Source organism: Roseateles sp. P4_D2 (assembly GCF_056401875.1).
This window is the reverse complement of the sequence record NZ_JBFUIM010000009.1, coordinates 82251-101043: the sequence shown is the minus strand read 5'-3', so window position 1 is coordinate 101043 and position 18793 is coordinate 82251. Positions and strand designations below refer to the sequence as shown.

Annotated in this window: 18 protein-coding genes; 14 read left to right on the top strand and 4 right to left on the bottom strand. The window is 67.5% G+C overall.

The genetic code is table 11. The features are described from left to right. Positions 1–38: 38 nt before the first annotated feature. Complete coding sequence (locus AC1DW0_RS17435; RefSeq protein ID WP_457350203.1) at positions 39–1526, bottom strand: carboxypeptidase M32; 1488 nt, start codon at positions 1524–1526, stop codon at positions 39–41. A 253-nt stretch (positions 1527–1779) separates the two neighbouring features. Beyond that, positions 1780–2277, bottom strand: coding sequence for a YqaA family protein (locus AC1DW0_RS17430; RefSeq protein WP_457350201.1), 498 nt, complete (start codon positions 2275–2277; stop codon positions 1780–1782). A 63-nt stretch (positions 2278–2340) separates the two neighbouring features. Between AC1DW0_RS17430 and dusB the strand changes: the two genes are divergently transcribed. The 12 genes from dusB (at position 2341) to ruvC (ending at position 13356) form a co-directional block, all read left to right on the top strand. After that, the gene (gene dusB, locus AC1DW0_RS17425) at positions 2341–3405 is read left to right on the top strand and encodes a tRNA dihydrouridine synthase DusB (RefSeq protein ID WP_056202947.1); all 1065 of its coding nucleotides are present in this window, start codon (positions 2341–2343) and stop codon (positions 3403–3405) included. Between the two features lie 19 nt (positions 3406–3424). Then, positions 3425–3673, top strand: coding sequence for a helix-turn-helix domain-containing protein (locus AC1DW0_RS17420; RefSeq protein WP_056202949.1), 249 nt, complete (start codon positions 3425–3427; stop codon positions 3671–3673). A 170-nt stretch (positions 3674–3843) separates the two neighbouring features. Further along, positions 3844–5424: a bifunctional phosphoribosylaminoimidazolecarboxamide formyltransferase/IMP cyclohydrolase gene (gene purH / locus AC1DW0_RS17415; protein WP_457389173.1), complete on the top strand. Its 1581-nt coding sequence runs from the start codon at positions 3844–3846 to the stop codon at positions 5422–5424. A 252-nt stretch (positions 5425–5676) separates the two neighbouring features. Further along, positions 5677–7095: a coniferyl aldehyde dehydrogenase gene (locus AC1DW0_RS17410; protein ID WP_477947081.1), complete on the top strand. Its 1419-nt coding sequence runs from the start codon at positions 5677–5679 to the stop codon at positions 7093–7095. A gap of 2 nt (positions 7096–7097) precedes the next feature. Beyond that, positions 7098–8738, top strand: coding sequence for a GMC family oxidoreductase (locus AC1DW0_RS17405; protein ID WP_477947079.1), 1641 nt, complete (start codon positions 7098–7100; stop codon positions 8736–8738). Positions 8739–8740: 2 nt separating this feature from the next. After that, entirely contained in the window at positions 8741–9028 is a 288-nt protein-coding gene (locus AC1DW0_RS17400) for an antibiotic biosynthesis monooxygenase family protein (RefSeq protein ID WP_457389170.1), read from the top strand. Positions 9029–9058: 30 nt separating this feature from the next. Continuing rightward, a complete protein-coding gene (locus AC1DW0_RS17395; protein WP_477947076.1) occupies positions 9059–9607 on the top strand; it encodes a GNAT family N-acetyltransferase in 549 nt (182 codons plus the stop codon). Next, positions 9607–9996, top strand: coding sequence for a GFA family protein (locus AC1DW0_RS17390; RefSeq protein ID WP_477947074.1), 390 nt, complete (start codon positions 9607–9609; stop codon positions 9994–9996). Before AC1DW0_RS17395 ends, AC1DW0_RS17390 begins: the two co-directional genes overlap by 1 nt. A 108-nt stretch (positions 9997–10104) precedes the next feature. After that, the gene (locus AC1DW0_RS17385) at positions 10105–10992 is read left to right on the top strand and encodes a tetratricopeptide repeat protein (protein WP_477947072.1); all 888 of its coding nucleotides are present in this window, start codon (positions 10105–10107) and stop codon (positions 10990–10992) included. 45 nt (positions 10993–11037) lie between these two features. Further along, on the top strand, positions 11038–11688 hold the full coding sequence (locus AC1DW0_RS17380; RefSeq protein ID WP_457389166.1) for a lysophospholipid acyltransferase family protein: 651 nt from the start codon (positions 11038–11040) through the stop codon (positions 11686–11688). Next, complete coding sequence (locus AC1DW0_RS17375; RefSeq protein WP_056202979.1) at positions 11688–12668, top strand: phosphatidate cytidylyltransferase; 981 nt, start codon at positions 11688–11690, stop codon at positions 12666–12668. The genes AC1DW0_RS17380 and AC1DW0_RS17375 overlap by 1 nt, the downstream gene beginning before the upstream one ends. Positions 12669–12807: 139 nt before the next feature. Then, positions 12808–13356 (top strand): crossover junction endodeoxyribonuclease RuvC, encoded by a 549-nt coding sequence (gene ruvC, locus AC1DW0_RS17370; protein ID WP_457350183.1) that lies wholly within the window; start codon positions 12808–12810, stop codon positions 13354–13356. A gap of 48 nt (positions 13357–13404) precedes the next feature. Here the strand turns inward: ruvC and AC1DW0_RS17365 are convergent, their stop codons facing one another. Continuing rightward, positions 13405–13893 carry a PEPxxWA-CTERM sorting domain-containing protein gene (locus AC1DW0_RS17365; protein ID WP_056202983.1) on the bottom strand — a complete coding sequence of 163 codons (489 nt, stop codon included), beginning with the start codon at positions 13891–13893 and terminating at the stop codon, positions 13405–13407. A 20-nt stretch (positions 13894–13913) separates the two neighbouring features. After that, positions 13914–16943: an ExeM/NucH family extracellular endonuclease gene (locus AC1DW0_RS17360; protein ID WP_477947069.1), complete on the bottom strand. Its 3030-nt coding sequence runs from the start codon at positions 16941–16943 to the stop codon at positions 13914–13916. A 105-nt stretch (positions 16944–17048) separates the two neighbouring features. Between AC1DW0_RS17360 and AC1DW0_RS17355 the strand changes: the two genes are divergently transcribed. After that, positions 17049–18467 (top strand): sodium:solute symporter, encoded by a 1419-nt coding sequence (locus AC1DW0_RS17355; RefSeq protein ID WP_477947067.1) that lies wholly within the window; start codon positions 17049–17051, stop codon positions 18465–18467. Positions 18468–18513: 46 nt separating this feature from the next. Beyond that, the gene (locus tag AC1DW0_RS17350) at positions 18514–18789 is read left to right on the top strand and encodes a hypothetical protein (RefSeq protein WP_457350175.1); all 276 of its coding nucleotides are present in this window, start codon (positions 18514–18516) and stop codon (positions 18787–18789) included. The last annotated feature ends 4 nt before the right edge of the window (positions 18790–18793 follow it).

Sequence of the window (18793 nt, the reverse complement as noted above, 5' to 3'; positions counted from 1 at the left end):
GCGCAAGCTGTCGACAAGCTGTCTGTCTTTGCTTGAATTCAGCTGCCGAGATAGCGGCTGCGCAGATGGGCCTCGAAATGCGCCGGGTTCAAGGCCTCGCCGCTGGCGCGCCGCACCAGTTCGGGTGTCTCATAGCGGCTGGCCGTCTGCCAGACATGGGTGGACAACCAGTCGAACACCGTGCCCAGCTCGCCGCGGGCAATCTGCGCATCCAGGTCGGGGCGCTGGGACCGCATCGCCGCAAACCACTGCGCCGCGTACATGGCGCCGAGCGTGTAGCAGGGGAAGTAGCCAAACAGGCCGGCGGGCCAGTGCACGTCCTGCATGGGGCCGTCCTTGAAATTGCCGCGCGTGTCCAGGGCGAGCAGCTCGGCCATCTTGGCGTCCCACAGCGCCGGGATGTCGTCCACCTCGGCCTGGCCTTCGATGAGGGCGCGCTCGATGTCGAAGCGCAGCAGGATATGCGCGGGGTAGGTCACCTCGTCGGCATCGACACGGATGAACCCGGGCTTCACGCGCGTCAGCAGCTTGTTCAGATTGCTGGGCTCGAAGGCCGGTTGGTCGCCGAAATGCTTCACCAGCAGCGGTGACAGCAGGCCGGCGAAGGCCGGGTGGCTGCCGAGCTGCATCTCGAAGGACAGGCTCTGGCTCTCGTGGATGCCCATGGAGCGCGCCCGGCCCACTGGCTGGCCGAGCAGGTCGCGCGGCAGGTTCTGCTCGTAGCGGCCATGGCCCGTCTCGTGGATGGTGCCCATCAGGCTGGGCAGGAAGTCATCCTCGCGATAGCGCGTCGTCATGCGCACGTCCTCGGGCACGCCGCCGCAGAAGGGGTGGGTACTTTCGTCCAGGCGGCCGGCCGCGAAGTCGAAGCCCATCAGCTTCATCGCGTCCAGGCCGAGGGCCTTCTGAGCCGCCGTGGGGAAGGGGCCGACGGGCTGGATAACGGTCTCACCGGCCTGCTTGGCCGTCACGTCGCGGATCAAGCCCGGTAGCCAGCCGCGCAGCGGTGCAAAGGCCGCCTCGACGTCGGCACTGCGCATGCCCGGCTCGTAGTTGTCGAGCAGCGCGTCGTACCTGGACAGGCCAGCGCTCTGCGACAGCGCTTCAGCTTCCTGACGCGCAATCTTCAGCACCTCGCGCAGGTTCGGCGCGAAGCCGGTCCAGTCGTTGGCCGGACGCTGGCTGCGCCAGGCGTGTTCGCAGCGGTTGTTGGCCAGGCTCTTGGCTTCCACCAGCGCCTGCGGCAGCGCGTTCGCGGCGCGCCAGACGCGGCGGATCTCGCGCAGGTTGGCGCGCTGGCCCTCGTCCAGCGGCTCGGCGTCGGCAGCCTCCAGCAGGCCGGGCAGGGCCGGGTCGGTGGCCAGTTGGTGCAGCAAGCCGTCCATCTCGGCCAGGGCCAGGCTGCGCGCCTCGTTGCCCTTGGCCGGCATGTTGGCGGCCTGGTCCCATTGCGCGATGGCCTGCAGGTGGCCGAGGTGGTGCAGGCGCTGCTGGCGCGTGGCCAAATCTTGGTAGGCAGAGGTCATGTCAATCCACGTAGTGGGATATTGGAACTTGCGGGCCGAGCGCTGGGCCGCTCCCGAGCCGGCCCGCGCTGGCGATGTGCTGGCGGCTCGATGCCGCCAGCATCGCCGTCCCCGCGGGGGCTGAGGCCGGACACGGCAAGTCCTGTGGACTTGTGGTGCCTACCGAAGGGCAGCCGCTCCGTCGGCTGCGCGGTCTGCAAGACCGACCGGGCTCGTCCGCGTTCAGCCGGGCGAGATTGGGCGAGGGGCAGCGTCATGACAACCAGGTCTCCGGAATCAGCCAAATCAAAGCCACGGTGTAGAGCAAAAAACGCAGGAACTTGCCCAGCGCCATCCAGCCCACGCAGGGCCAGAACGGCAGCTTGAGCCAGCCGGCCACGGCGCAGAGCGGGTCGCCGACGATGGGCAGCCAGCTCATCAGGCAGGCCTTGGGGCCGAAGCGCTGCAGCCAGCGCATCGCACGTGAGTGCGAGGGCTCGTGATGCTTCACCGCCTCGACCGCCTTCTCGGCGCCGTAGCCTATCCACCAACTCGTCATGCCGCCCAGCGTGTTGCCGATCGTGGCCACCGCAATGACGGCCCAGAACATGCTCGGGTCCGCCTTGACGACCAGGTAGACGGCCGGCTCCGAGCCTAGCGGCAGCAGGGTGGCCGAGACGAAAGTGATGACGAAGACGGCCACCAGCCCGACCTGGGGCAGAGCCAGGGCGGCGAGCAGCTCGCTGATGAATTGACCGAGCCAGGCTTCCATGGCGGTCATTGTCGGTGCGGGCGGGTGGCTACAATCTCGCCTCTTTTTTAAGCAGACCCTCTCGTGCAAATCGGCCCCCACCTTCTCCCCAACCGGCTCTTCGTGGCGCCGATGGCAGGGGTGACGGACCGGCCCTTCCGCCAGCTCTGCCGCCGCCTGGGTGCGGGCTATGCGGTCAGCGAGATGGTCACGTCGCGCAAGGAGCTGTGGGGCAGCCTCAAGACCTCACGCCGCGCCGACCACAGCGGTGAGCCGGGGCCTATTGCCGTGCAGATCGCCGGCACCGACGCGGCCATGATGGCCGAAGCCGCGGCCTACAACATCGACCGCGGCGCCCAGATCATCGACATCAACATGGGCTGCCCGGCCAAGAAGGTCTGCAACAAATGGGCGGGCTCGGCACTGATGCGCAACGAAGCGCTCGCGCTGGAGATCGTCGAGGCCGTCGTCGCGGTGTGTGCCAAAAGTGGCGTCACTGGCGGCGTGCCCGTCACGCTGAAGATGCGCACCGGCTGGAGCGCCGACGAACGCAACGCGCTGCGGCTGGCCCGGTTGTTCGAGTCGGCCGGCATCGCGATGCTGACCATCCACGGCCGCACGCGCGAGCAGGGCTACAAGGGCCTGGCCGAGTACGACACCATCGCCGCCGTGAAGACAGCGCTGACAATTCCCGTCGTCGCCAACGGCGACATCGACTCGCCCGAGAAAGCACGCGACGTGCTCGCCTACACGGGCGCCAACGCCTTGATGATCGGCCGTGCCGCCCAGGGGCGGCCCTGGATCTTTCGCGAGGTGGCCCACTTTCTGGCGACAGGCGAACACCTAGCCGCGCCCACCGTGCTTGAAGCACGCGACTGGCTGACCGAGCATCTGCACGACCACTACGGCCTGTACGGTGCGCTCAGCGGCATGCGCAGTGCGCGCAAGCACATCGGTTGGGCCGTGCGCGGCCTGCCCGGCGGCGAAGCCTTCCGCCAGCACATGAATACGCTCGAGAGCTGCGACCTGCAGTTGCAGGCTCTGCGTGACTGGTTCGATGAACTCGGCCAGACCCACGACCGGCTGCCGCCCACCGTCGCGGCCGCCAACGACGAAGACGCACAGGCCGACGAAGCCTGTGCCGCCTGAAACCCATTCGCGCCCTGTCATGAGTGCCCAGAAGAACACCACGCCCAACCCCATCGACGCCTGTGTGCGCGACAACCTCGAAGCCTTTTTTCGTGACCTCGACGGCCAGGAGCCGCATTCGATGCACGAGATGCTGGTCAAGCTGGTCGAGAAACCACTGTTCGAGATCGTCATGCGCGAAGCCGGCGGCAACCAGAGCAAGGCCGCGCAATGGCTGGGCATCAACCGCAACACGCTGCGCCGCAAGCTGACCGATCACAATCTATAAGACTTTGCGGGTTGGACCTTTGAGCAAAGCGAAAAGCTCCGACCTCAACTGAACATGCTTTGCGGGTTGGACCTTTGAGCAAAGCGAAAAGCTCCGACCTCAACTGAACATGCTTTGCGGATTGGACCTTCGAGCGCAGCGACAAGCTCCGACCCCAACTGATCAAGAATATGACTCAACTCACTGCATTGCTCTCGGTCTCCGACAAGACCGGCATCCTTGAATTCGCCAAAGAGCTGCACGCTCTGGGCACCAAGCTGCTGTCCACCGGCGGCACCGCCAAGCTGCTGGCTGATGCCGGCCTGCCGGTGACGGAAGTGGCCGAGCACACCGGCTTCCCCGAGATGATGGACGGCCGCGTGAAGACGCTGCACCCCAAGATCCACGGCGGCCTGCTGGCGCGCTCTGATCTTGCCGAGCACGTGGCAGCGATGGAGAAGCACGGCATCACGCGCATCGACATCCTGGCCGTCAACCTCTACCCCTTCGAGGCGACCGTGGCCAAGCCCGGCTGCACGCTGGAAGACGCCATCGAGAACATCGACATCGGCGGCCCGGCCATGGTGCGCAGCGCGGCCAAGAACTGGAAGGACGTGACGGTGCTGACCGACGCGGCCCAGTACGCCGGCGTGCTCGACGAGCTGAAGGCCTACGGCAAGACCAGCGACAAGACACGCTTCGCCTGCTCGGTGGCCGCCTTCAACCGCATCGCCCAGTACGACGCGGCCATCAGCAACTACTTGTCCGCGTTGCAGGAAGACGGCAGCAAGACCGAGTACCCAGCGCAGATGAACGCCACCTTCGTCAAGGTGCAGGACCTGCGCTACGGCGAGAACTCGCACCAGAGTGCGGCCCTCTATCGCGACCTGTTCCCGGCACCTGGGTCGCTGGTCACCGGCAAGCAGCTGCAGGGCAAGGAACTCTCGTACAACAACATCGCCGATGCCGATGCGGCCTGGGAATGCGTAAAGAGCTTCGACACGCCCGCCTGCGTCATCGTCAAGCACGCCAACCCCTGCGGCGTGGCCGTCGCAGCCTCTGCGGCCGAGGCCTACAGCAAGGCCTTCAAGACCGACCCCACCAGCGCTTTTGGCGGCATCATCGCCTTCAACCGCGAAGTGGACGGCGCGGCGGCCCAGCTCGTCGCCAAGCAGTTCGTCGAAGTGCTGATGGCGCCCAGCTTCAGCGCCGAGGCGCTGGAGATCTTCAAGGCCAAGGCCAATGTGCGCCTGATGCAGATCGCGCTGCCGCCGGGTGGCCCGCGCCCCTGGGACCAGGGGCGCAACGCCGGCGACAGCAAGCGCGTCGGCTCGGGCCTGCTGCTGCAGACCTCTGACAACCATTTCCTGAAGCGCGAAGACCTCAAGGTCGTCACGACGCTGCAGCCCACGGCCCAGCAGCTCGACGACCTGATGTTCGCCTGGACCGTGGCCCAGTACGTGAAGAGCAATGCCATCGTCTTCTGCGGCGGCGGCATGACGCTGGGTGTCGGCGCCGGCCAGATGAGCCGCCTCGACTCGGCCCGCATCGCCTCCATCAAGGCCCAGCATGCGTCCTTGAGCCTGCAGGGCTCGGCCGTGGCCAGCGATGCTTTCTTCCCCTTCCGCGACGGCCTGGACGTGCTGGCCGACGCGGGCGCGAGCTGCGTCATCCAGCCGGGTGGCTCCATGCGCGACGACGAAGTCATCGCTGCCGCCAACGAGCGCGGCATCGCGATGGTGGTCACAGGCGTACGCCATTTCCGCCATTAAAGAGCCCCTCGTCCAAGGAGTACCTTGGCCGGTCCCCCGAGGGGACGGCGATGCTTGCCGGATTGACCGGCAAGCACATCGCCAAGGCGGGCCGGCTCGGGAGCGGCCCAGCGCTCGGCCCGCAAATCCCATGAAATGCCCGTGTCACCTCGGGGACTAGACGCGCGCCTCTAGTCCAGGGCCTCCACCGATGGTGGGGGCCCGTCTTGCGGTTAGCCTCGACGCACTAGATCGAGAACCGGAGACATGCCCATGGACACCGCCCTGCAGGAGCGCCTGCATCTGGCGCTGACGGCGCAACGCCGCGCCTACGAGGCCGACCGCATGCCCTCGTACGAGGTGCGCCGTGACCGCCTGCAACGGCTGCTCAAGATGACGCGCCAGCACGGCGAGGCGATCGCTAGCGCCATGGCCCAGGACTTCGGCCATCGCGCCCGCCAGGAATCGCTGCTGGCCGACATCTTCACCGTCGAGTCCGGCGCCCGCCACGCTATCAAGCATCTGCGCCGCTGGATGAAGACCCGGCGCGTCGCCACGCCGCTGCACTTCCTGCCCGGCCGCAATGTGCTGATGCGCCAACCGCTGGGTGTCGTGGGCATCGTGTCGCCCTGGAACTACCCCTACTACCTGGCGATGGAGCCGGCCGTCGCGGCGCTGGCCGCCGGCAACCGCGTGCTGATCAAGCCGTCCGAGCTGACGCCGGCCACTTCCGAGTTGATGGCCCGCCTCGTCGCCGAATACTTCAAGCCCGAAGAGATGCAGGTCATCACCGGTGACGCCGAAGTGGGCAAGGCCTTCACGACGCTGCCCTTCGACCACCTGTTCTTCACCGGCTCCACCGCCGTGGGCCGCCACGTGGCCCAGGCCGCGGCCAGGAACCTGACGCCGGTGACGCTGGAGCTCGGTGGCAAGTCGCCGGCCGTCGTCGACCGCAGCTGCAACCTCGACCTGACCGCGTCGCGCCTGGCCTTCGGCAAGCTCTTCAACGCCGGCCAGACCTGCGTCGCGCCCGACTACCTGCTGGTGCCCAAGGAGATGGTCGAGCCGCTGAGCCAGAAGATCCTGGCCGAGATGCGCCGCATGTACCCGCGCATCGCCGGCAATGCCGACTACACCAGCATCGCCACGCCGCGCCACCACGCGCGGCTGCAAGGCCTGCTCACCGACGCCGCCGAGCGCGGCGCCCGCGTGCTGCGCAGCCATGACGAGCAGCCCGATCCGCAACAGGACCGCCGCCTGGTGCCGGCTCTGCTGCTGGACGTGCCGCCCGAGGCCACCGTCATGCAGGAGGAAATCTTCGGCCCGCTGCTGCCCATCGTCGGCTACGACAAGGTCGACGAGGCCCTCGCCCACATCAACCGCGGTGATCGCCCGCTGGCGCTGTACTGGTTCGGCACCGACAGCGCTGCGCGCGACCACGTCATGCGCGAGACCCATGCCGGCGGTGTGACCATCAACGACTGCCTGTGGCACCTGGGCCAGGAGGAGCAACCCTTCGGTGGCGTCGGCGCCAGTGGCATGGGGTCCTACCACGGTGAGTGGGGCTTCCGTACCTTCAGCAAGGAGAAGCCGCTGTTCATCCAGTCGCGCTTCGCCGGCACCAAGCTGTTCCAGCCGCCTTACGGTGCCACCTTCGAGAAACTCCTTTCGCTGCTGCGACGCATCGCCTGACCATGAACGACCCTCAAGCTTTCGACGAGACCCACGACGTCATCGTCATCGGCGGTGGCTCATCCGGCTCGGCGCTCGCCGGCCGGCTGAGCGAAGACCCCGGTACCCAGGTGTTGGTGCTGGAAGCCGGTGCCGACGTCAGCAACTGGCTGGGGACGGTGCCCACGGGTGCCGTGCTGATGGTGCCCAGCAAGCTGCACAACTACGCCTTCGAGACGGTGCCGCAGCCGGGCCTGAATGGCCGCCGCGGCTATGTGCCGCGCGGCAAGATGCTGGGGGGCTCGTCGGGCATCAACGCGATGGTCTACATCCGCGGCCAGCGCGAGGACTACGACCACTGGGCCGCGCTCGGCAACCCCGGCTGGGGCTGGAGCGATGTACTGCCCCACTTCATCAGGAGCGAGGGCAACGACACCTTCGGCGCCCCGCTGCATGGCCGCCAGGGGCCGTTGAAGGTCAGCCAGCTGCGCACCGACAACCCGCTGCAGGCGGCCTGGGTGGCCGCCGGGCGAGAGGCGGGCCACGTCATCAACGCCGACTTCAATGGCGAGTCGCAGGAAGGCGTTGGCATCTACCAGGTCACGCAGGACCGCGGCGAGCGTTGCAGTGCGGCCCGCGCCTACCTGCGCCCGCACCTGGGCCGGCCCAACCTGCGAGTGACCGTGCAGGCGCAGGTGCAGCGCATCCTGTTCGACGGCCGCCGCGCGGTGGGCGTGGAGGTGAAGGTGGGCGGCGTGTTGCGTCGGCTGCAGGCCAGGCGCGAGGTCGTGCTGGCGGCGGGCGCCATCCAGTCGCCGCAGCTGCTGATGCTGTCCGGCGTGGGCGATGCGGCGCAACTGCAGGCGCAGGGCATCGCCGTGCTGCACCACCTGCCCGGCGTGGGTGCCAACCTGCAGGACCACCCGGACTTCGTGTTCGGCCTGCGCAGCAGCAGCCTCGACACCTTTGGCCTGTCGCTGCGCGGCGGCTTCGCTTTCTGGCGCGCCGTCCAGCGCTACCGCGCCGAGCGCCGCGGCATGCTGACCAGCAATTTCGCCGAAGGCGGTGGCTTCCTGCGCACCAGTGCCGCGCAGGCGCGGCCGAACATCCAGCTGCACTTCGTCGTCGCCGCCGTGGAGGACCATGCGCGCAAGATGCGCATGGGGCACGGCATGTCCTGCCATGTGTGCCTGCTGCGCCCGCAAAGCCGCGGCACCGTCAGGCTGGCTGGTCGCGACGCCGGCACCGCGCCGCTGATCGACCCAGGCTTCTTCCAGCATGCCGACGACATGGCGCAGATGGTGGCCGGCTTCAAGCTCACGCGCGAGCTTCTGCACCAGCCGGCGCTGCGCGCGCACTGGCGCACCGAGATGTGGAGCACCGAGACGCACTCCGATGCCGACATCGAAGCCTTGCTGCGCCAGCGCGCCGACACCATCTACCACCCCGTGGGCAGCTGCAAGATGGGCACGGACGCGATGGCCGTGGTGGACGCCGAGCTGCGTGTGCACGGCCTGCAAAGCCTGCGCGTGGTGGATGCATCCATCATGCCCACGCTGATCAGCGGCAACACCAACGCACCGGCCATGATGATCGGCGAGAAGGCGGCGCAGATGATGCAGGCTGCAGCCCGCCAGCCCGAGGTCGTTGCGCAGGCGGCCTGAGCATGATCCTGGAGATCGCGCAGCTTCAGGTGCGGCCTGGTCAGGGCGCTGAGTTCGAGAGGGCCTTTGCCGTCGCGCAGGGAATCATCTCGTCCATGCCCGGCTACCTGGGCCATGAGCTGCAGCGCTGCCTGGAGCGCGCCGATCACTACATGCTGCTGGTGCGCTGGGAGAGCGTCGAGCACCACGAGGTAGGCTTTCGCAAGTCCGAGGGCTACCAGGAATGGCGCCGGTTGCTGCACCACTTCTATGACCCCTTCCCGACGGTGCTGCACTACGAGCGGATTTGAAGCCTCGGGATGCGAACATGCGGTCCACGCATGTACAGCCCGCCACAAATCCGCCACGCCACGCCTGAGGACGCTGCCGCGCTCGCGGCCTTCGGCGCCCAGGCCTTCGCCGACACCTACCGTGACCTCAGCGACGCGCAGGAGATCGCCGACTACGTCGCCGAGCACTTCCAGCCCGAGGTCATGGCTGGCGTCATCCTGGACACCACCTGCACGGTGCTGCTGGCCTGGGTAGACGAGCAGCTCGCCGGCTACGCCATCGTCAAGGTCGAGCCTGCGCCCGATTGCGTGGCGGGCCCGGCCCCCATCCATCTCTGGCGCATCTATCTCGGCCAGGGCTTCATCGGCCGTGGCCTGGGTGCGGCGCTGATGCATGAGGTGCATGCCGTGGCGCGCCGGCGCGGGGCGCAGACCCTGTGGCTGGGTGTCTACGATCGCAATGTGCGAGCCGTGGCCTTCTACGAGCGCTTCGGTTTCGCCCAGGTTGGCGGCCAGGAATTCCTGTTCGGCGGCCAGATCTACATCGACCCGGTCTATGCCGCCGCCGTGCGTCCGCCCGAACTGAAGGAGGCCTGCTGATGATTGAAGGTTCCTGCCTGTGCGGCAGCGTGCGCTGGCGTTTCGACGGCCAGCCTGACGGCGCAACCGCCTGCAACTGCACAGCGTGTCGTCGCTATGGCACGCTTTGGGCCTACGACTACGTGGACGAAGGCATCCACATCACCGGCTCTACGCAGGCCTATGCGCGCGGCAAGGCGTTGGAATTCCATTTCTGCCCGACCTGCGGCTGCGTGACGCATTGGCGCGGGCTGAGGCTGGAAGCCGACGGGCGCCGCCGCATTGCCGTGAACCTGCGCCTGGCCGAGCCCGATGTGGTGGCGAGCATCCCGATCGATCACTTCGACGGGTTGGATACCTTTGACGACCTGCCGCGCGACGGGCGCTGCGTGGCGGACTATTGGTTCTAGTCCTACAGGTAAAGCCTTGAAACCGCACGGCTCGTCGCCAGATCAGGGGCGCAAACTGCCGTCTTCCCACGCGCGTGGCGGGTGGGTGATGGTTTGAGGAGTGTTGCGATGAAATTCCCCCGATTCCTGCTGCTGTGCATGGCCCTGCTAGGCACGCTCTGGCTGGGCACCGCCCAGGCGCTGCCTAACGTCGACGAGGTGCAGGCCGCTGCTCAGCGTGGCGACTACGCCGGCGCGGAGAAGATGATGCGCGAGGTTGTTGCGGCCAAGCCCGACAGCCCGCGCGCCCATTACGTGCTGGCCGAGATCCTGGCCCACCAGCGCCAGTTCCCTGAAGCCGCCGAGCACACGCGCCGCGCTCGCGCGCTGGACCCTGCCATCAAGTTCGCCGACGCCGCCAAGTTCAATGCCTTCGAACAGTTGCTGCAGCGTGAGCAGGCCGGGGTGGCGAAGTCCGTCGCGCCGACTGCCGTCAATGCGGCACCGCCGATGCGCGCCGCGCCGGTCGAGCGCAGCGAGAGCGGTGGTGGCGTGTCCCTCTGGCTGCTGATCGGTGGTGCCGTCATCTTCATCTGGCTGGCCATGCGCTGGATGCGCAACCGCACCGCCGCGCAGAGCCAGCAGCCGGCCATGGCGGGTGGTTATGGCGCGGGCGGCTATGGCGCTGGTGCTGGTTATGGGCCTGGCGGCATGCAGGCGCCTGGCTCGGGCGGCCCCGGCATGCTCGGCGTTGGTCTTGGCGTAGCGGGTGGCGTTGCCGCCGGCATGCTGGCCGAGAAGCTGCTCCATGGTGGCCATGACGAACGCAGCGTTGCGCGCGACACCGATACCAGCGGCGGCCTGATCCCCGGCAGCTTTGATTCCGGTGGCTCCAGCAGCGCCGCCGACGAACTGAGCCGCCGTGACGTCGACTTCGGCAGCGGCGACGGTTGGGGCGGTGGCGACGCCGGCGGCGGCGATTTGGGTGGCGGTGGCGGCGGCGGCGACGACTGGTAAGTCCTCACGGGCTGGCGCGGGGGCGGGCCCCGATAATCCCGCCCCATGACGCCAGCCGCTTTCACCGGCCAGTTGCTCTCCTTCATTGCCCGCCTCATCACGGGGGCTCAGGGCCACTGGAAGGGCTGCCCGCCGACGGCGGAGCAGCGCATCTACATCGCCAACCACCAGAGTCACTTCGATCTCGTCCTGATCTGGGCTGCCTTCCCGCATGATCTGCGCGCCACCACGCGCGCCATCGCCGCCCGCGACTACTGGACGACCAGTGCCCTCAAGCGCTGGCTGACCACCTCGGTCTTCAACGCCATCTACGTCAGCCGCGCACGCAGCAAGCCCGACGAGGACCCGCTGGAGCCCCTCGTCGAGGCACTGGCCAACGGCGACTCGCTGGTCATCTTTCCCGAGGGCACGCGATCCAACAAGGGCAACCCGCAGCCCTTCAAGTCCGGCATCTACCACCTCGCCGAGCAATTCCCGCATGTGCAACTGATCCCGACCTGGATCGACAACGTGCAGCGCGTCATGCCCAAGGGCGAGGTCGTGCCCGTGCCCATCCTGTGCACGGTGACCTTCGGTGCCCCCATCCAGCTGCAGGCCGGTGAGAGCAAGGCCGACTTCCTGTGCCGTGCCCGCGAGGCCGTCATGGAGCAGCGGCCCGACCCCTACTGGGTCGGCCGCGAAGAGGAGGGCCACTGATGCGCTGGCTCAAGGCCTTGACGCCCAGCGAGCAGGTGGCGCTGCTCTTCGTCGTGCTGTTCGGCTTCCTGATGCTGCTGACGGTGGGGCTGTTCCTGAATTCGCTGCGCGAACGCGAGAACGAGGACGAACGCCTGAAGTCCCAGCTCGCCTGGGAGCGCGTGCGCCGCGACCTGCGCGCCGCCTGGATCGGTGGCTGCATGTTCTGGGTCGCGTGGATTTCCGGGCCGCTGGGCGCGACGCTGCTGTTCGCGCTGTTCTCCTTCCTGGCGCTGCGCGAGTTCATCACCCTCGTGCACACCGAGCGCAGCGATCACCGCACCCTCATCGTCGCCTTCTTCGTGCTGCTGCCCATCCAGTACATGATCTGCGGCACGCGCTTCTTCGACCTGTTCACCGTCTTCCTGCCCGTCTACGGCTTCCTCGTGCTGCCCATCGTCAGCGCGTTGGCGGGCGACCCGCGGCGCTTCCTGGAGCGCAACGCCAAGATCCAGTGGGGCGTCATGGTCTGCGTCTACGGCCTGTCGCACGCGCCGGCGCTGCTGCTGCTGGATATTCCGGGCAATACCGGCCGCGGCGCCTTCCTGCTGTTCTTCCTGGTCATGGTCGTGGCGGCCTCGCAGATCGCGCAAGAGATCGCCACCCGCGCGCTACGCCGCCGCCCGGTGGCCCGGCAGATCAGCCGCAGCTTCTCGATGCGGGCGTGGTGGATCGGCACCTGCACCGGCGCCCTGGCCGGCCTGCTGCTGTACTGGATCACGCCGTTCAAGGCCGGCCAGGCGCTGGCCATGGCCTTCCTGACCGCCGGTGCTGCGGGCTTCGGCGGCCTGGTCATGAAGGCCCTGAAGAAGGACGCCGGCGTGCTGTACTGGGGCAACCGCAGCTCCATCACCGGCGCCGTCGGCCTGCTCGACCGCATCGCGGTGCTGTGCTTTGCGGCGCCAGTGCTGTTCCATTCGGCGAACTGGTACTACCGATGAGGATCCTCGGCATCGACCCCGGCTTGCAGACCACGGGCTTTAGTTCCGGCCCGTCGCTGCCGCGACTTCACGAGCGCTGCGCGCTCATGAGCCTGCACAGAAACCTCGCTATCGTCGCCACCGCAGGTGTTCTGCCGTCATGAGGATTCTCGGCATTGACCCCGGCCTGCAGACCACCGGTTTTGGTGTCATCGAAGCCGACGGCCCGCGCCTGGCCTATGTGGCCAGCGGCACCATCAAGACCAACGCCGTCGCCACCGGCGACCTGCCGGCGCGGCTGAAGATCCTGTTCGATGGCATCCGCGAGGTCACGGCGCGCTACCAGCCGCAGTGCGCGGCGGTGGAGATCGTCTTCGTCAACGTGAACCCGCAGTCCACGCTGCTGCTCGGCCAGGCGCGCGGCGCGGCCATCACCGCGCTGGTGTCCGCCGACCTGCTCGTCAGCGAGTACACCGCCCTGCAAATGAAGAAGGCCATCGTCGGCCACGGCCACGCCAAGAAGGAGCAGATCCAGGCCATGGTGCAGCGCCTGCTGAACCTGCCCGGCCTGCCCGGCAAGGACGCCGCCGATGCGCTGGGCATTGCCATCATGCATGCCCACGCACGGGTCACTTTCGAGGCCATGGGCCGCAGCACGACGCTGGAGCGGCGCCAGCATGCGCAGTTCAAGGGCGGGCGGACGTACTGAAGGCAAAACGGCCCGCCGAGGCGAGCCGTTCGTGCTGAGCGCGATCGTTCAGGACTTGCGGCGCCGAGCCATGAAGCCAACGAGGCCCAGGCCGCCCAGCATCAGCGCATAGCTCTCCGGTTCTGGCACGACGGCGGAGATGCTGTAGCCGCCACTGCCCTCGGCGCCAATGGCATGGGTGTAGTGCAGAAATGCATCGCTGGCATCCACGCTGCCCGAGTTCAAGGTGATGAGCCAGCCAGGACCGCCAGAGGCGTAAGACAGGCCGAGGAACACGCCGTCCTGGTAGTCAGCGCTGGAGCCGGTCTCCAGCGTGTAGTTCACAGACATGAAGGTCATCGAGAAAGCCGACAGCGGAACGGCCTCGAAGCCACTCCCGGTCAGTGCGGTGGTGTCGACCGTATAGCTGCCGGAGAAGGTCAGGCCGAGCACCGAGGGCGAGCCGGCATCGATGGCGCCGTTGAAGTTGTAGCTGACGGCTTGTGCCGACGTGGCGAGCAGCGCGGCGGCAGCGATGAGCAGGGGGCGGAATTGCATGATGGTTGTCCTTGCGGGAATCAGAATTTGAACGAAGCGGCGTTGACTGCGCTGCAGAGCACGGCCTTGAGCTTGACCATCGGGCGCGACGTGGCGGCGCCGGCCGAGCCATCAGGGTCGTAGCCGATCAAGGCGCCGTCAGCCTGGTTGGTGCAGGTGACATGGCCGGTGGCCAGTGGATCGGCGCTGGTGATGTGCACGCTCTTCAAGAGTTCGGTGAACACGAGGGTGTCCTGGCCGGGCTTGAAATCGGTGACGGTGTCCAGGCCGTCACTGCCAGTGCGGTACACGAACTGGTTCTTGCCGCCCTTGCCGGTCATCGTGTCACGGCCCAGGCCGCCTTCGAAGACGTCGTCACCGTCGGTACCCACGAGGGTGTCGTTGCCATTCGTGCCGTAGACGGTCTTGACCAGGTTCAGCCCAATCAACATCGGGTCATGGTCCGAGGCACGGAACTGGTTGGGCTGGTACCAGTCATTGCCGGCGGCCTTGTCCTCGGTGTTGTAGTCGATCCATTCCGGCTCGTCGGCGTTGATGTGCCAGCTGGTCGCGCCCGTCACCTTGGCGGCGATGGCGGCGGTGCCCAGGCCGTGGTCGAGGCGGCCGGCGCTGGCGTCGAAGACATAGCTGTAGTCGGCCGGGTCGAACATGCTGACGAGGTCGACGATGCCGGCGCTCGTCAGCAGGTCGATCGGGTCTTCCTTGGCGTAGGAATTGAAGTCGCCGAGCATGATGACGCGGTCGGTGCCGGCCGTGGCCGTGACGGTGGGCAGCCAGTCCAGCAGGCGCTGGGCCTGCTGCTTGCGCTGCAGGTTCCAGCAGCCCTGCAGGTCGCCGGTGTCGCCGTTGGCGCCGGTGCCGCAGCTGCCCTTGGACTTCAGGTGGTTGACGACGACGGCGAACTTCTCGCCGTTGGGGGCCACGAAGCCCTGGGCAAAGGTCGGCCGGTTGTTGATGGCGTTGTCGTCGGACATCGACGCACCCATTAGGCCGAGCTTGGCCGGCTTGTAGATCATGGCCACGCGGATGGCGTCGGTGCCCGTGGACGGCGGCAGCGGCACGGCGGCATAGGTGTTGACGCCCATCATGGCGTTGAGGCCGTCGACGAGGTTCTGCACGGCGAAGTTGCCGCTGTTCTGGATCTCCATCAGGCCGACGACGTCGGCGTTCAGGCCCGACAGGGCGGCCAGGATCTTGGTGCGCTGGCGATCGAATTCCGCCTGGTTGTCCGCGCCGCGGCAGCCGGCGCTCGGGCAGGCGCCGCCGCCCGGCACGGCGCTGCCGTTGGTGAAGGTCGTGAAGAAGTTCAGCACGTTGGAGCTGGCCACGCGGACATTGCCGCCCACCGCCGGCGGCGCCAGCGGGCGCGCGATCGGGCGGGCGAACACCGGCGCGGCGGTCGGGTGGATCTTGTAGGCCAGCGGGCCGGTGGCCGAGTCGGTGGAGGGACCGAAGTCGACGACACCGGTCACGCCATCGACCGTGTCACCAGCGCGCACGGTGCCGTCCTGCCACAGGTAGGGCGTGGGGTTGGGGAACTTGGTGGCGCTGCTGTCATCCAGCACGACGCTGCGGGCCAGGTTGGCGGCCTGCATGGCGAGCGCCGCCGGGCCGGGGCGCAGCACGTTGGTGGGGTTGAGCGTGCGGCCGCCGGCCGACACGGTCAGCTGGCCCCAGCTGCCGACGAAGTTGGTCTGGTTGACGGTCAGCGGGTCGGTGATGTGGACCAGCATGCCCTCATAGCGCTCCATGTCGGACTGGCTGGCCAGGGTCGCCAGGCTGACCTCGACCGGCAGGGGCAGCGGATTGCCGGTGCTGACGACGGAGACGTTGGTGACGCTGCTCAGTTCGGTCAGCGGGTTGGCCTGGCTGGCGGCGCTGCTCGAGACCGAGTACTCCTGCACCTTGGCCGACACATTGACCTTGTCGCCGACGGCCACGGTGGGCGCCGTGCTCGTGAAGACGAAGATGCCGTCGGAGGTCGCCGGGTCACCGTCGCCGTCCGGGTCCTGCATGTAGAAGCCGTTGTTGATCAGCTTGGTGACGACGCCACCGGTCGTGACGGTCGTGCCGTCCATGCCGCTCTTGGCACCCGAGCCCTGGATGGCGGGGATCTTGACGACGCCGCTGACCGACAGCTTGAATGTGCAGCTCGCCGTCTGGGCTTCGTCGTTGTCCCACTTCAAGCCGAGGTTGTAGTTGCCGGCCGCGAGGGTGTTGTCGACATTGATTTGCTGGGTCGCGGCCACGCCATCGGCGCTTGCGCCGACGAAGCTGCCCAGCGTCACGCCTGCGGGCAAGGCGCCGACCACGCTGGCCGCATTGACGCGGCTGTCGCTGTCGGTCGCGCTGACGACGAAGCTGGAGGCTGCGCCGGACACGGCGGCCTGGTCGGGGCAGCTCGGGATGATGGGCTGGTTGACGTTGCCGCCGCCGCAGAGGTTGGCGGGCGTGGCGCCATTGCGCGGGCTGACGGGCCCAACCGTGAAATCGGCGCTGTTGGCGTTGGTGTCGGTGCAGCCGGCAGCGTTGCGCAGCGCAGCCGTGGTGGCGGCCAGCGCGGGCGTGGGGCTGCCTTCAACGGGCGTCGAGCTGCCGTAGGACAGGATGTCTTCCACGCCGGTCGGCGCAGCCACGGCAGGCAGCGTCGTGCCATTGGTGACGAGGGCGACCTTGCCCGAGGCGCCACTCATGTTGATTGCGCCCGACGTGACGTCGATGTCGGGTGTGGGGAGTGCCACGCCCGCGGCGCCGCCGGAAGCTTCGGCGATCAGGTAGTAGCGGCCCGGCTGCAGCACGACGCCGGCCGGGATGACGGTCTTGTTGGTCCAGCTGGTGCCGGCGGCCGAGGCGTACTGCACCGACCAGCCGCCAATCGTCACCGGCGTCGTGCCGGCGTTGAAGAGCTCGATGAAGTCGCGGCTGTAGGTGGCGTTGGCGTTGCCGCCCCCGCCATAAACCTGGCTGATCACAACCCCGCTGGTCGAGGCCAGCACGGCGGGCGCGGCGAAGGCCGCGGCGAGGAGGGAGACCAGTGGTTTGATTCGCATGACTATTTAGTAAAAATTGCCGCAATGGGCGCGGATGCTAACGACCACCTGTGACGGTTTGACCCGCCGCATTCAGGGGGGTGCCATCGGGCATGATCCCGGCCCATGTCGCCAGCACTGCTTTTGCTCGGGGTTCTCACCTATTTCGCGCTGCTATTGGTACTGGCGCGGTGCGTCTCGCACGGTTCCGGAGCTGAGGGTTTCTATGTGGGGGGCAGGGAAAGTCCCTGGCCGGTCGTTGCCTTCGGAATGATCGGGACGTCGCTGTCCGGCGTCACTTTCATCAGCGTGCCGGGCTCGGTCGCGATCAGCGGCTTCACCTATCTGCAGATCGCGCTTGGCCAAGTGGTCGGCTATGCGGTCATCGCCCTCGTGCTGCTGCCGGCCTATCACCGCCTCAAGCTCGCCTCCATCTACGGCCTGCTCGGTGACCGGCTCGGCCCCGCAGCGCAGCGCCTGGGTTCGGCCTTCTTCGTGCTGAGCCGCACGCTGGGCGCGACGGCGCGGCTCTATCTCGTCGTGGCGGTGCTGCACACGCTGATCCTGCAGCCGCTGGGCGTGCCGTTTGGGGTGGGCGCGGCGGTCGTGCTCGTGATGATCCTGCTCTACACAGTGGAGGGCGGCGTGAAGGCGCTGGTGTGGACGGACACGCTGCAGACCGCGGGCATGCTGACCGGCCTGGTCGTCTGCTTGGCGCTGCTGTGGCAGACCGGTGCGTTGGCGCAGATCGATGCCGCTGGCCTGAGCCGCGTCTGGGTCGGCGATCCGATGAGCCGCGACTTCTCCGCCAAGGCGCTGCTGGCCGGCATGTTCATTGCCATCGCGATGACGGGGCTGGACCAGGAAATGATGCAGAAGAGCCTGTCGGTTGCGAAGCTCCGTGACGCGCAGAAGAACGTGCTCGTGCTGGCCGTGCTGATGCTCGTCGTGGTGTCGGCCTTCCTGCTGCTGGGCGGGCTGCTGACGCTGTTCGCTCAAGCGCACGGCATCGCGGTCAAGGGCGACGCACTGTTCCCCACCGTCGTCATGCAATACCTGCCGGCCTGGGTGCAGGTCGTCTTCGTGCTGGCCCTCGTGTCGGCCCTGCTGCCCAGCGCCGATGGTGCGCTGACCGCACTGACAGCCAGCACCTGCCTGGACCTGCTGCGCCTGCCGCGCGAAGACGTGCGCACGCGGCGGCGCGTGCACCTCGGCTTTGCGGTGCTGTTCCTGGCACTCGTGCTCGGCTTCAAGGCCCTGGACAGCACCAGCATGATCTTTCTGATCCTGAAGCTCGCGGGCTACACGTATGGGCCGCTGCTGGGACTGTTCGCGTTTGCGATGTTCACGCCGCGGGCGGTGTCGGGGCGGGCGCTGACGGTCGTCTGCTTGGCCGCGCCGCTGCTGTGTGCGGTGCTGGATTTCGGGCAGCCTTGGGGCGGCTATCAGATCGGGTTGGAATTGCTCTTGCTAAACGGCGTGCTGACCTGGACGGGTTTGTGGCTGGTGGCGCGGCGGCCGGCACGGAGGGAGAACATCGCATGAGTCCTGAAATGACCTTGAAGCCCTTGCGGCCCTGGAAGGAAGTCCTGTGCGACTGGGTAGCCGAGGTGGCCTTGAAGGTCGGCCGGCCGGGGGCCGACTTGCTGGAGCGCGCCCTGAGCCTTATGACTTCAGCCCGGAACGCTATGTCGAAATCCGCTATCCCTTCGGTTGCACGCACAAGATCAACGCGGCCTTTGTCGTGGTCAGGCCAGCGGCCAGCCTGGCCGCCGTGTTTTCGGAGCATGCCGGCTATCTGGAGTTCGAGCTGGTCGAGGGCTGCGCGGTCGTGGAGATCCGGGAAGACATCTATTGGCAGAGCTAGGGCT

Bases quoted from the DNA above. Each gene is read 5' to 3' on its own strand.
- AC1DW0_RS17360 (WP_477947069.1), bottom strand. From the start codon at position 16,943: ATGCGAATCAAACCACTGGTCTCCCTCCTCGCCGCGGCCTTCGCCGCG.
- AC1DW0_RS17385 (WP_477947072.1), top strand. From the start codon at position 10,105: ATGAAATTCCCCCGATTCCTGCTGCTGTGCATGGCCCTGCTAGGCACG.
- AC1DW0_RS17430 (WP_457350201.1), bottom strand. From the start codon at position 2,277: ATGGAAGCCTGGCTCGGTCAATTCATCAGCGAGCTGCTCGCCGCCCTG.
- AC1DW0_RS17375 (WP_056202979.1), top strand. From the start codon at position 11,688: ATGCGCTGGCTCAAGGCCTTGACGCCCAGCGAGCAGGTGGCGCTGCTC.
- AC1DW0_RS17420 (WP_056202949.1), top strand. From the start codon at position 3,425: ATGAGTGCCCAGAAGAACACCACGCCCAACCCCATCGACGCCTGTGTG.
- AC1DW0_RS17355 (WP_477947067.1), top strand. From the start codon at position 17,049: ATGTCGCCAGCACTGCTTTTGCTCGGGGTTCTCACCTATTTCGCGCTG.
- AC1DW0_RS17400 (WP_457389170.1), top strand. From the start codon at position 8,741: ATGATCCTGGAGATCGCGCAGCTTCAGGTGCGGCCTGGTCAGGGCGCT.
- AC1DW0_RS17380 (WP_457389166.1), top strand. From the start codon at position 11,038: ATGACGCCAGCCGCTTTCACCGGCCAGTTGCTCTCCTTCATTGCCCGC.
- AC1DW0_RS17435 (WP_457350203.1), bottom strand. From the start codon at position 1,526: ATGACCTCTGCCTACCAAGATTTGGCCACGCGCCAGCAGCGCCTGCAC.
- ruvC (WP_457350183.1), top strand. From the start codon at position 12,808: ATGAGGATTCTCGGCATTGACCCCGGCCTGCAGACCACCGGTTTTGGT.
- purH (WP_457389173.1), top strand. From the start codon at position 3,844: ATGACTCAACTCACTGCATTGCTCTCGGTCTCCGACAAGACCGGCATC.
- AC1DW0_RS17390 (WP_477947074.1), top strand. From the start codon at position 9,607: ATGATTGAAGGTTCCTGCCTGTGCGGCAGCGTGCGCTGGCGTTTCGAC.
- AC1DW0_RS17410 (WP_477947081.1), top strand. From the start codon at position 5,677: ATGGACACCGCCCTGCAGGAGCGCCTGCATCTGGCGCTGACGGCGCAA.
- AC1DW0_RS17365 (WP_056202983.1), bottom strand. From the start codon at position 13,893: ATGCAATTCCGCCCCCTGCTCATCGCTGCCGCCGCGCTGCTCGCCACG.
- AC1DW0_RS17395 (WP_477947076.1), top strand. From the start codon at position 9,059: ATGTACAGCCCGCCACAAATCCGCCACGCCACGCCTGAGGACGCTGCC.
- AC1DW0_RS17405 (WP_477947079.1), top strand. From the start codon at position 7,098: ATGAACGACCCTCAAGCTTTCGACGAGACCCACGACGTCATCGTCATC.